This window comes from Salmonella sp. NW1250 (genome assembly GCF_051812965.1).
Taxonomy (GTDB): Bacteria; Pseudomonadota; Gammaproteobacteria; order Enterobacterales; family Enterobacteriaceae; genus Salmonella; species Salmonella enterica.
In genome coordinates this window covers 306,587-318,719 of record NZ_JAMNDD010000002.1, presented here as the reverse complement: position 1 = coordinate 318,719, position 12,133 = coordinate 306,587, and the positions used below count along the sequence as shown (strand labels likewise).

At 46.1% G+C, this 12,133-nt stretch carries 13 protein-coding genes; 1 reads left to right on the top strand and 12 read right to left on the bottom strand.

All coding sequences use genetic code 11. The features are described 5' to 3' along the window. Positions 1 to 11: 11 nt before the first annotated feature. A complete protein-coding gene (gene iagB, locus NBA72_RS04775; protein ID WP_023138963.1) occupies positions 12 to 494 on the top strand; it encodes an SPI-1 type III secretion system invasion protein IagB in 483 nt (160 codons plus the stop codon). A gap of 53 nt (positions 495 to 547) precedes the next feature. Here the strand turns inward: iagB and sptP are convergent, their stop codons facing one another. The 12 genes from sptP to spaQ form a co-directional block, all read right to left on the bottom strand. After that, entirely contained in the window at positions 548 to 2,179 is a 1,632-nt protein-coding gene (gene sptP, locus NBA72_RS04770) for an SPI-1 type III secretion system effector GTPase-activating protein SptP (RefSeq protein WP_042948883.1), read from the bottom strand. Next, the gene (sicP, locus tag NBA72_RS04765; protein WP_001147851.1) at positions 2,166 to 2,558 is read right to left on the bottom strand and encodes a chaperone SicP; all 393 of its coding nucleotides are present in this window, start codon (positions 2,556 to 2,558) and stop codon (positions 2,166 to 2,168) included. The genes sptP and sicP overlap by 14 nt, the downstream gene beginning before the upstream one ends. A gap of 26 nt (positions 2,559 to 2,584) precedes the next feature. Then, positions 2,585 to 2,845 carry a hypothetical protein gene (locus tag NBA72_RS04760; RefSeq protein ID WP_000692252.1) on the bottom strand — a complete coding sequence of 87 codons (261 nt, stop codon included), beginning with the start codon at positions 2,843 to 2,845 and terminating at the stop codon, positions 2,585 to 2,587. A gap of 43 nt (positions 2,846 to 2,888) precedes the next feature. After that, positions 2,889 to 3,137, bottom strand: coding sequence for an acyl carrier protein (locus NBA72_RS04755; RefSeq protein ID WP_001055579.1), 249 nt, complete (start codon positions 3,135 to 3,137; stop codon positions 2,889 to 2,891). Between the two features lie 18 nt (positions 3,138 to 3,155). Next, positions 3,156 to 5,213: an SPI-1 type III secretion system effector SipA gene (sipA, locus tag NBA72_RS04750; RefSeq protein WP_042948882.1), complete on the bottom strand. Its 2,058-nt coding sequence runs from the start codon at positions 5,211 to 5,213 to the stop codon at positions 3,156 to 3,158. Between the two features lie 18 nt (positions 5,214 to 5,231). Next, positions 5,232 to 6,263 carry an SPI-1 type III secretion system needle tip complex protein SipD gene (gene sipD / locus NBA72_RS04745; protein ID WP_023202619.1) on the bottom strand — a complete coding sequence of 344 codons (1,032 nt, stop codon included), beginning with the start codon at positions 6,261 to 6,263 and terminating at the stop codon, positions 5,232 to 5,234. A gap of 70 nt (positions 6,264 to 6,333) precedes the next feature. Beyond that, positions 6,334 to 7,563 (bottom strand): SPI-1 type III secretion system needle tip complex protein SipC, encoded by a 1,230-nt coding sequence (sipC, locus tag NBA72_RS04740; protein ID WP_000909028.1) that lies wholly within the window; start codon positions 7,561 to 7,563, stop codon positions 6,334 to 6,336. Between the two features lie 27 nt (positions 7,564 to 7,590). Further along, entirely contained in the window at positions 7,591 to 9,372 is a 1,782-nt protein-coding gene (sipB, locus tag NBA72_RS04735; RefSeq protein WP_042948881.1) for an SPI-1 type III secretion system needle tip complex protein SipB, read from the bottom strand. A 2-nt stretch (positions 9,373 to 9,374) separates the two neighbouring features. Continuing rightward, the gene (gene sicA / locus NBA72_RS04730) at positions 9,375 to 9,872 is read right to left on the bottom strand and encodes a SycD/LcrH family type III secretion system chaperone SicA (protein ID WP_000386309.1); all 498 of its coding nucleotides are present in this window, start codon (positions 9,870 to 9,872) and stop codon (positions 9,375 to 9,377) included. Positions 9,873 to 10,009: 137 nt separating this feature from the next. Continuing rightward, positions 10,010 to 11,080 (bottom strand): SPI-1 type III secretion system export apparatus protein SpaS, encoded by a 1,071-nt coding sequence (spaS, locus tag NBA72_RS04725; RefSeq protein ID WP_000097717.1) that lies wholly within the window; start codon positions 11,078 to 11,080, stop codon positions 10,010 to 10,012. Then, on the bottom strand, positions 11,067 to 11,858 hold the full coding sequence (gene spaR, locus NBA72_RS04720; RefSeq protein ID WP_000498965.1) for an SPI-1 type III secretion system export apparatus protein SpaR: 792 nt from the start codon (positions 11,856 to 11,858) through the stop codon (positions 11,067 to 11,069). Before spaR ends, spaS begins: the two co-directional genes overlap by 14 nt. Before the next feature lie 3 nt (positions 11,859 to 11,861). Next, a complete protein-coding gene (gene spaQ, locus NBA72_RS04715) occupies positions 11,862 to 12,122 on the bottom strand; it encodes an SPI-1 type III secretion system export apparatus protein SpaQ (protein WP_000342503.1) in 261 nt (86 codons plus the stop codon). Positions 12,123 to 12,133 lie beyond the last annotated feature (11 nt).

Below are 12,133 nucleotides of genomic sequence, written 5' to 3'. Positions count from 1 at the left end.
AGAGAGGAGATATGCATTATTTTTTTATCATCGTAATCTGGTTGCTTAGCATAAATACAGCATGGGCTGATTGCTGGCTTCAGGCTGAAAAAATGTTCAATATTGAATCCGAGCTACTTTACGCTATCGCCCAGCAGGAATCAGCGATGAAACCTGGCGCCATTGGTCATAACCGAGATGGTTCAACCGATCTTGGCCTGATGCAAATTAACAGCTTCCATATGAAAAGGCTGAAAAAAATGGGGATTAGTGAAAAACAGTTGTTACAGGATCCCTGCATTTCTGTCATTGTGGGCGCATCCATTTTATCAGATATGATGAAAATCTACGGTTATAGCTGGGAGGCCGTTGGCGCTTATAATGCCGGGACGTCACCGAAACGATCGGATATAAGGAAACGTTATGCTAAAAAAGTTTGGGAGAATTACAGAAAATTAAAAGGGATGTCAGCAGAAGAGAAAAACAAAAGACTTTCTATCGCGGTAAACAAATAATGAGACAGGAATAGCTTACTTTCAGATAGTTCTAAAAGTAAGCTATATTTTTATCAGCTTGCCGTCGTCATAAGCAACTGGGCTTGCATTGCTTTTAGTTGTACAAACTGTGAGGCGTCTTCCAGCATTCTATTGTTCCGTGAATCCCGGAAATCTGCACGTACCTGCTCCAGATTACTATGAGGATTATCCTTAAGTACAAGGGCCGCCGCCATCGTTCCGGTTCTTCCCACTCCGCCCAGACAATGAATCATCGGTAAATGCTTATCTGATGAACTACGCCCCGGCGCGCCATTTTGGTTACTATTTTTCACAATATCCGCCAGGTATTCTAACTGATTAGTAGACGGTAACGGCTGGTGATCTGGCCAATTTTTGACATGTAATACCGGGATTGTATACTGCTTTTCTCCGCAGGACAGATGCATATTGTATTGGTCTACCGCACCTCCCTGACTGGCTGAGCTCACTTTTTGGCTGTTGGTATGCACCTCGCCAAAGGTGTAGCTCCCTCTGAAATAGGGTGGTAATTGTTTTGCCTGCATCTGATCTTCCGACGTTAACACCACCAGGCACGAGCATTCTTTTTCAAGAAGCATTTTCATATGCGCTTCCAGCGCGTCCGGCGTATTTTTTGGGTACGAACCGGCTAATGCCACAGGCTTACCGTCAAAAGTTAACGTATTCACTGGCACAGGCATTCCATCGCTCAGTTTCACCTGGGTTTGCTGATTAATTGGAATGCTGCTGACCGCAAACCGTGCCAGGCCCAGTGTCGGTCCGCTCATCGTCTGTGGCATTGGCGCGCCGGCTTTTATTTTCTCAAGTTCAGCTGTAACGTTTTTCAGTTCTTTAGCAATAACGTGAATTTTTTTTACAGCCTGGGTTAATTCATGGGTAGAGGCTTTATCAATCCACCTCTCAACCACTCCCCCACAGGTTCCCCATTGTGAGAACCTGTCTGCTCCTATCTGAATATTTGTTAACGTTGTAACATAATCATTAAGTTGTTTAGCCTCTGGAATTTTATTTAAATTCTGTAAATTCGTCATTAATGAACGCAGCGGGCCGTTACCTGAAGCCATCTCCTGGAAGTTTTCTCGCAGGCTATTTCCATCCATTTGTTCCAGTTGCGGTAATGTTCTTTTAAGTCCCTTTAGCGCGATATCGAGTAAAGGTTGCTTACTTTCTGCTCCAACATCGTTATTTTTTTCTGCCACTTTTGTATCGCCGCCTTTTATGACTAAAGCGGCATTCCTGACACCAACATTATCCTTGCTATTAATAAGGTTTATAACCCCTTCGTCAGCAGCTTTTACACACTCCGTGATCTGCACTGCTAAACGTTGGGTAAGGGGTTTGTTCATATTTATACGGGACATTAACAGTGCGTCATTAACCGCTGTTTCCCCATATTTTTCCGTTAGTGCATGGAGAAATGTCTGTAAAATCTTTTGGTCCTGTACTCTGATATTTTCCGTATGTTTTTGCACCACTTCAGTGTTTTTAAATAACGGCATTTTTCCAAGCCAGGTTAATACTTTTGACGAAAATTTTTCAGGCGCAACATATGCCTTATCAGTATTTTCCTTAGCAATATAAAGTCGGGCATCATTCGACACACCAACTTTTGAAAACGAAGACAACGTTAAATTATTCAATTTTCTCTCCTCATACTTTAGCATATTCCTGCAGTATGTTTTTGAGCGCTTCCTGCTGATTCACAAATGACTCAAGCTGCGATATAATATGGTAAGTATTTGTCAGATCGGTAATTGCATGTATAAACAACAACGTCTCTGCGGCATCAATATACGCTAACGTACCTTCATTATTCGCAGCCAGTTCACCATTAATCACCATAATCTGCCGCCAGATAGAATCGCCACAAACAGGCGATAACGGTATAATCATACCGTTCAATAACCAGATATCATCTTTAGCTTCAATAGACGTAAAAATATCGCTATCGAGTAGTAATAAGCACTGATTGTTGTCGTCAAAAGTGAGCGGTAAACCCAATTTCTCACCAATATTAGCGATAATATCCTGGTGTGCTTGCAATTTACTTTCCTCTTGAATTATATCTTTTATAAGATTGCTTCTTCAAATTTAATCTGGTTACATGATGTTTTGATGCATTTTCGCGCCCATCGCCGGGCGCAATATTTCTCTCCTTTAATCCAGTAGAATAGCCATTCACTACGCATCGGAACACATATCAGCAGCTCCTTCGGATCATTTTCAACATGACGTAACTTGCCTTTAATAACAAAACGCGAACTGTCAGCAATATCATCATATATTGCAGCCATACCTGAACCGGGTACTACATGTGTGATGATTTTCATAACAATTAATCTTGTTCAATTGTTGTCAAGCGAGACAAAAATACTACACCCTGGACTCAAGACTTTTTTTAACAACACGACATATATCCGCAAAGGTCGTCATATCAGGAAGATCGTTTTCATTACAACTAATGTCAAACTCCTCACTAAGACCAAATACAATATCAATTAAATCCAATGAGTCAGCGTAAAGATCCTCAACCAGATGGGTCTGACCATTGATACTATCAACATCAACGGCAATACAGGAGGTAATCACTTTTTTGACTCTTGCTTCAATATCCATATTCATCGCATCTTTCCCGGTTAATTAACGCTGCATGTGCAAGCCATCAACGGTAGTAATAACCCGATCCACGCCAGGTTTATTCAGGTATGACTCGTAAGCCGGGCCAGCTCGCCAGCTACCGTCTCCGATAAGGCCGTCCAGCACATTACTTAACACATAGTCAGTTTCCCCTTTTAGCCTGGTCAGCCCCGCCTCTCTGGCAAACTGCTGTGCAATCTCAGCCAGTTTTTCTTTTTGTGGATGATGAGTAATGACCTCTTTAAGCGTCTCCATTTTCGCTTTCAATTCTGGGTGCTTGTCAATATCGCTACATTGCGCTTTCAACGCTGCACTCTTTATCGTGTCATTGGGTAATATTTCCGCACGCAAGCCGTCAAACGCTCTGCGTACAGGAAACGGTGTAGAGGCATCCGGCTCCAGGGCTTTACGTATCACCCCCAAAAACGTCTCACGGGCGTCGAAATGCATTGAATGCATATTCGTAACGCTCGGTACTGTTGAGAGGAAACTATTTTGCTTAAACTTCAAACCAGAAAATGGGCCAGTCTTATCTGTCTGGCTATTATCATTATCGGTCGTACCGGCTTTATTACCTGTAATTACCGTCGAGTCTGATTGTAAGGTATCGATTTTAACATTCTCGACGCCAGCCAGTTGACTGGCAAGCGGCTTCACATTCACAATCTCTGCCGTCTGGCTTTGCTGTTTATTATCATCAACGCCGTGCACCGTGGCCTGTACCGGCTTGCCGATAATGCTCTTGCTGGTTACGCCATCGACTTCATCAAAAGAGGGGGTTTCACCCGTAGTGCCTTTTTCTGACGTGACCACCTTTCCATTTTTACTTTCGGATGAAGAGTTGGTCACAGCCTCTGCCGTCGCATGAGCCGTGACGTCAATTTTACCCGCGATGCCATGGTCAATTGCCCCTGTGCTGGCGCTGTGTGCCGTCTCCGTTTGATGCGTAGTCGAATCCACACGCGAATGACTATGACTTACGTTGCTGCTGTTAGTCGAATGGTGTGACTCGCCATGGCGTTGGCTGTTATCAATAAATGTTCGGCTATTATCAATCGTCTTCCGGCTATTATCATGGTTGCTATTATCGATATGGCGCTGGCTATTATCGACATGGCTTCGGCTATTGTTAATATGCTTACTGTTATCCACGCTATGGCTACTGCTATCAATATTAATATTGATATTAATACCCGTAGGTTCTGCTTTTTTCCCACCATCAGGTACTGGTCCAGCCGCAGGTTCCGGAATTTTAGGGTCAGGCAGTTTATCTGCAGGAATTTGTGCAAAAACATTACGTAGCAGCAGGGGTATCAACGTTTGCGTTTCAAGGTGCCGGGCTTCCCGTCCTACGCTGGTACCCTGCTCTTGCGTTAATTTTTGGTGGCACATATCAAGCGCCTCAACCGCCTTCGCCGCCGCTTTGTCAACAAGCTGCGTAAGACTGCTGCGGGTTAACGGATCCAACGTACAGCCAAAGTTATGTTCAATGCAGCTGGCAATATAGGGCATCACCTCCTGCATAACAAGATTCGTCGATAATTTACTTAATTCACCGCCAGTGTTATTTTTGATGATATCTAATAGCTGCTTTTCCAGGTTTTCCAGCTTCGTTTCCGCTTTCTTTGTTTCTGGCAGCCATGGCCCAAAAGCTGACTTTTCTTTCAGGCCATCTTTTATGATTTGCGCGGTATACTCTGCCCCCACCTTCATCAGTAGCGTCTTCGCCGCAGGAGAATCACTGGTGGCGTTGAGCGCTGAACGAAAGAGCCCGGCAAACTCCATTATCGCTTTCTTACCGGCGACATTATTTGAATTGGTAAAAACTTCTTTTAACGCCTCAGCGTCTTTCCCGCATTTAAACAACGCATCCAGACTCGCCTGTTTGATCAGCGCGGGAAAATCTTCCAGTTGCGGGCCTCTAATTTCCCCTGACAGCGTCGTTGTGGCACTTTCTCTGACTGCGGAAAGATTCGCCGCAAGATTCGTGGCCTGCGTTTTGATCTCGGTCTGCATACCTGGCATTATGACGGGGGGCTGAGTCCTTACACTTGTAACCATTATTAATATCCTCTTCTGTTATCCTTGCAGGAAGCTTTTGGCGGTTTCCAGGCTGCTACTTATCGTACTGCTCAGCACTTTTACCAGGTTGTCGTATAATGAATTGGCATTGCTATATTTTTGCGTCAGCGTCTGTAATGTGGTTTTCAGATTTTCTTCCTGCGCTTTAAAACCCGACTGCCAGGCTTGATATTTGGCGTTATCCATTTCGAGTTTTGAGTCTTTTCCCGGCGCGCCTAAACCATCAATATCCTGAACCATTTTTTGTAATGGCGTCAGATCAACGGTGACGACATAACCGGATCCATAAGATTTCAGGCAGCTATTCGGTAAATTCAATTCACTGAGCCACTGTCTCGCTTCCGCTTCAGTGGCTACTTTAACGCCGCTGCCTGACTGCGCTGGAAATAAAACGGTATTACTGTTTATTTGATTATATTTATTGACTAAACTGTTTAAATCATTTTTGAGTGAGGTAACATCTAGCTTAACGGTATTACCGTCCTTACCTGGTAATAACCAGCCTCCCATTTTAGAAAGAATATCACTGAAGGCCTGATAAAAATCGGTATAGACTGCGACAACGTTTTCATAAACGCCCAGATAGCTGTCACCTATCGCCGATATATTTTGGGAAACCATATCCCAAATCTCAGCATCAGAAATGGTTGTTCTCGGCTGCGCCATAGGCGAAGCGCTAAATAAGGCCGACGTCGGCGCAGAAAACGCGCTCCGCAGGTTCTCATTTTGTTCTGCGGATAATGACACGCCGGACTTCGCCAGCGCATTCAGGCTGCTGGTCAACTGTTGGCGCGCCAGCGTGCGCTCGTCATTATTCTCTTCAGAAATCGGTGGCGTTGACTGCAGCGTCTGCTGTGCCTGCTGGATTTTAGTAGCCGCCTGCGATAATGAAATGATATCTGTGCCGCGATGTTCTGTGGTAGACGGTACCACGGCAGCCTCGACATGCTCGCTCGCCGAGGGAGTCTGCGGCCGTTCGGCAACGATCCCCGGATGAGGAGAAGCGGAATAATTTTGAATATTAAGCATAATATCCCCAGTTCGCCATCAGGAGCGCGATTAAATCACACCCATGATGGCGTATAGATGACCTTTCAGATTAAGCGCGAATATTGCCTGCGATAGCAGCAAGTGCGGATGCTTTCGACTGGTTAATGCTCTCCATTGTTTTCAGCATTTCCTGAATCAGGCTGGTCGATTTACGTGAACTTTCACGGGCTTCGTCCGATGCGGTGCTGGCAACACGGTTATTCACCTGGCTAATTTGCTGCTCGGAACGTTCCTGAGTAGCGGCGTACTGCCCGGACGCCCCTGCAATACCACCGACCGTGACCGAGTTCTTCATAATCAGATCGCCCGTCATCTGCATCTTGCGCGCATCGATTCGGGTCATATCCATGGTATTCTGCTCAAGACGAATATCGGATTCGACAGACTCAAGACGTTTCGACAGAATAGCCTGATGTTCAGGGGAGATTTGTTTATTACTGTCTTTAATACCCAGACTTTCCGTGGCGCTGGTTCCGGCATTAGATTTAAGCGTCGCATCATTAAGATTTTTCGTCGCATCGGTACCGGTTTTCTTCATATTTAACGATTTCAGAGAATCGACGCCTTCAGCACCGAGTTTGACGCTATTCTGCCCGTTCAGCACGTTTTTAATACTGTGGCTTTCAGTGGTCAGTTTATCGATCTTCGCGGCATTATGTTTAAGCGCGCCTCTTTCATTCTGCAGCCCCTTATATTCCAGTTTGGCGCCCACGCCAGTGATCCCCAACTGAAGCGCGCTCTGGGAAATACTACCGGACAACGCATTCATCCCTTCGCGCATCATGGAGCTTGCCGTCGTTTTAGCTGCATCAAAGCTGACTAATGACAACTTACCAGACAGTTTGCTATCAGCCTGGTTCAACGTCAGCATTAACGTATTCGCGGCAGCCAACAGCGCAACGGCACTGGAAGACATTCCGCTAATATCAAAAAACTTTCCGACTTCTGCCTGCTGCTCGCGTAACTGGGTTTGCACAACCTCATTCGCTTTAGTCGTGACATTATTTGCCAGAGCATTCAAATCCTGATTCATGTCGGTATTTTGAATACTGGCTTTTAAAAAGGACGTGATCGTTCCGGGGGTTTGCGTTAATACCCCTGGCGCAGGCGCGCTCAGTGTAGGACTCAACCCCAGGTCACTGACTTTACTGCTGCTAATACCAATACTATTCAGAATATCTTTAGCGCTAACGGATTGCGAAGCTGTCTGTGAACTATTCTCAACAGAATGATTATTTAAATAAGCGGCGGGATTTACTCCCACATTACTAATTAACATATTTTTCTCCCTTTATTTTGGCAGTTTTTATGCGCGACTCTGGCGCAGAATAAAACGCGAAGCATCCGCATTTTGCTGTACCGCGGAAGACATGGCTTTTTGCAGTTCCGCCGTTACCTTCTGGTTTTCACCAAATATTTCTACGGATTGTTTAAGCCACTGCTGAATCTGATCCATGGCAAAACGGGCGAGCATAAAATCAGCAAGCGCCTCGCTGGCATTTTTAATAAATACGCCCTCGGCAACACCACCGGCTGACTGGGCTGCGGTATTCGTGACTTCCATGCCCAGCGCCACTTTATTTAGAGTATTACCTACCAGCTCTTTACTTAAGGCATTCGTTTGCAGGCCCATCTTGCTACCCACATTACCCAGACCGCTAGTAATACGTTGCATCCCCTGGGTAAAGAGTTTGCTGCCGTTTTGCGCCAACTGTTTCAGCACGTTAGGCACCAACTTCTTAATCGTTTCGCCCATCATTTTGCTCAGCGCGTTACCCAGTTTCGCCGCCGCGCCTTTCCCGACAACTGCGACCACCACAATGACCGCTACCATCGCAATAGCGGCAACAATCGCACCAACAATGCTGCCTGCCATCTCTGCCGTTTTCTTATCGACGCCTAATCCTTCCAGCGCTTTGGTAATCGCCTTGCCAATCAGCTCCATTAACGGCTTCAGCACATGCTCCATAATCGGGTTTAGCGCCTGCTGAATAAACGACACCCCCGTCGCCGCCTTCACAATTTCATCGGCAACCATTACCGCAAGTCCCACCGCAGCCAGCGCCAGACTCGCCCCACCGGTAAAAACAGCGGCCACAACGCTGACAATGGTTAGCAGCGCGCCGAGGACTTTCCCGATACATCCCATAATGCGGTTCGTTTCCTCGGCTTTGCGCGTCTCTTCCTGAAATTCAGCCGATTTCTTTTCCATCTCCGCCTGACGCCCTTCCTGCAAGGCGTTGAAAAGCGCAAGATCGTTTTGCAGGCTTTCTTCCGTATTTTTGCCCACAATCTCAATAAACATGGCCATGAGCATAGTGAGGCGGGCGACATTTGACAGATTATCCTGCTCACCCTGGGAAACCTGATTCTGAGAGGCGGCATTAGCCGTTCCCTGGAATTTAGTCAGAATGTTATCCGCTTTCTCGGCTTTCGCTTTGGCGTCTGTGCCTGCTTTAACCGCCGCATCCGTGGCCTTATCTAATGACTCTTTCGCCTCTGTCGCTTCTTTTCCTGCCTGTTCTACCGCGGCTTCAGCTTGTGCATAGCCGGGGTCAGCCGGGTCCAGCGATTGCAATTTATTTTGCGCCTGCGTCAGTTTTTTGGCCGCAGCGTCATAAACACTCTTGGCGGTATCCGTCTTTTTGATACTGGCTTCATAGAGATCCGTCGCCTCCTGAGCCTCTCCCAGAGCCGTCTGGAATTCTTTCGATACCTGAATCCCCATCTCTTTTTGTGACTCAATCATCGCCTGCCATACCGCCAGACGAGACTCCAGTTGAGACAGCGAAACATCGCCCAGTAGCGTCATTAACTTGCCAAGCAGTAACGTCAATTGCCCTTCGCTGGAGAGTTTTTCCCGGGCGGCGTCCGTAGGCGGCTTTAGACCCACCGTATTAATAGCGCTCTCGCCGGACTTTGTTCCGGCTTTAAGGTCGCCCGCTTTCGTTGCCACCACATCTTTAAAAGCTTTATCCGCCGCTTTTAAAAAGTCCGTGTTCTTACGAACGCCCTCAAAAGCCGCCTCAGCGAGGCGCGGATTTTGGGTATATCCGCTACGGCTAATGCTACTTGCGTCATTTACCATAATTATTCCTTTTCTTGTTCACTGTGCTGCTCTGTCTCCGCCGTTTTTAGCGCCTCCAGATAGACCAACGCTTTTGCCCGCAGAGACTCATCTTCAGTACGTTCATTGACAAGTTCAAAACACTGTCTGGCTTTTGCCGCCTTACGCATTAATAATTGACACTGCCCGGTAAAAAAAACGGGGCGATAATCATTTTTAAGTAACGTAAACGCTACTGCATAAAGGTCACATGCTTTCTGAAATTGTTTTTTCAGTTGGCATACCGCCGCCAGTCCCATGGTGTAATCGGGATTGTAAAAATCATAAATGCATAAGAAACGAAAGAATGTCTCAGCTTCATCCAGTCGTCCCTGGTTATAAAACTCATAAGCATGAGCATATAAACCATCCATCATATCTTGAGGGATCCCATGAACGTCTTTTAGCGTGGCGCCTTCACTAACGGCATCCCAAATCATTTCCGCAACACGTTCTTCGCTGACATTATTTTGATAATCCATTACTTACTCCTGTTATCTGTCACCGACTTTGTAGAACTTAACGACTGCGTTTATCTGATGCAGTTATTAAACCCTGACGGTGGTTAGTGAACATTCAAAAAACGCCCAATGAATACATCGCTACTGCTTTACGCGGCTCAATGCCGTACCTCGTTTTCTTGTGGCTGAATAACGTCTTTGCCCGCGTTTTCTACCTCTTCCAGCCAAACCAGAAGACGTAAAACTTCATCAATTTCTTCCAGACTCACCAGATCATAACGGCGATGGGTTTTGAAAAGACTGCGCGCCAGTTTGATATCGACGATCACAGGTACGCCAACCTTCTCCGCATAGGCGCGGACGGCCAGTGCGCGCTGATTCGTTTCATACACCGAGATCATCGGAATCGGCATCAGTTCGGGTTTAAAATAAATCCCGATCGTAATATGCGTGGGGTTGGCAACAATCAGGCGTGAGTTTTCAATATCGGATTTCACCTGTTCAGACAGAATTTCCATATGAACTTCACGTCTTTTAGATTTAACCTCTGGGTTCCCTTCCTGCTCCTTCATTTCACGCTTCACTTCTTCCTTATCCATTTTCATGTCTTTCATGGTCAGGAAATATTCCGCAATAGCATCCAATAATAAGACAATCAATGCGCAAGCAAGGCAAGTTAATACCAGCGCGAGGAGAAGTTCACGCCAAATGACGGCTATATCCACAATATTGCCATTTAACTGAGAAAAGATTTCAACCTTATATTTCTTCCAGCAAATGATGGCGGCCACCACAAAGGATGAGAGATACAGTAGGGTTTTGACCGTATCTTTAACCGTGCGCATACTAAAAAGTTTTTTCGCCCCTTCTACCGGGTTTAACGCCGATAAATTAGGTTTTAATGCTTCTGTCGCCAGCACAAAACCGGCCTGTAATAACGCCGGTAATGCGGAACACACTAAGCAGAGCAGCATAAATGGAATCAGATATTTTAACCCTATCCCAAAAACGGCCAAACTGTAGTCAGCCATGCTCTGATCAAAATTATCCGCAATAATGATCTTAATTATCCCCATAAACTCATTAAATGAGCCATACGACACCAGATAGGCAATTCCTCCCAGCGTCAGGCAGGCGATAATGAGATCTTTACTTTTAAATGACTGGCCTTTTTTAGCGGAGTCTTCCAGCCGTTTTTTAGTCGGTTTTTCTGTTTTATTCGAGGACATGCGTCGCCCCTCGCTCGTAAAACCAACTGCTTAATCCTGTGGCCTGGAAAGAGAGTCGAAGTACATTGTCCGGTAGTACCGGAGAGAAATAAAGCAGCATAATTAAAACGGCAATACCGCTTTTTACCGTCAGTGAAATCGCAAAAGCGTTCATTTGCGGAGCAAAGCGCGACAATAAACCCAGGAATACTTCTGACAGCAACAGCACTAATACCACCGGACTGGCCAGAACCAAGGCGTTTTGAGCCACCTGATTAATAAACGTTAATAGCGGCGGTAATGAAGGCGTGCACTCGTTCATCGGATCGCATAGCTGATAGCTTTTATTTAACACGTCAACCATCGTGACCAGACCGCCGTTTTGTAAATAAACGACAGCGGCAAACATATTCAGGAAATTAGCCATTTCCGAGGTATCAATACCGTTTGCCGGATCGATACTGCTACTTAGCGTTGCCCCTCGCTGGTTATCGATAATACAACCCAGCGCATGCATAACCCAAAAAGGCCATGACAGCAGACAGCCCAGCATGACGCCTACCGCCGCTTCTTGCAGAACTAACGGGATCATCGCCACCGATAAAAACGGCGGCGCCTCGTTCAATGCATGCGGCCATACTCCCAATGCCACCAGGATGATAATGGCGTTTCTCGGCGCGCCGCTTAATACCCCGCTATTCAAAAACGGCAGGAAGAAAAAAATCGGCGCCACGCGAGCAAACCCTAGCGCCGCAGACGCAACCAGGTGATGAATTTCAAAGTACAACGCGTAAAACATTTTTTACCCCTTAGCCAACGCCAGGAATATCACCTGACGCCCGTAAGAGAGTAAAACTTCGCCATACCAGCCAGACAGTAAAAACAAGCACAAACACACGCCAAGTAATTTAATGCCAAAAGGCAGCGTCTGTTCCTGTAATTGCGTTACCGTCTGGAATAACCCTACCAGGAGGCCGATAATCGTTGCGACAATCGTCGGCCACCCTGACAGGATCAAAACAAGATAGAGCGCCTTATTACCTGCAAACACTAAATCATCCATTTAACTATCCC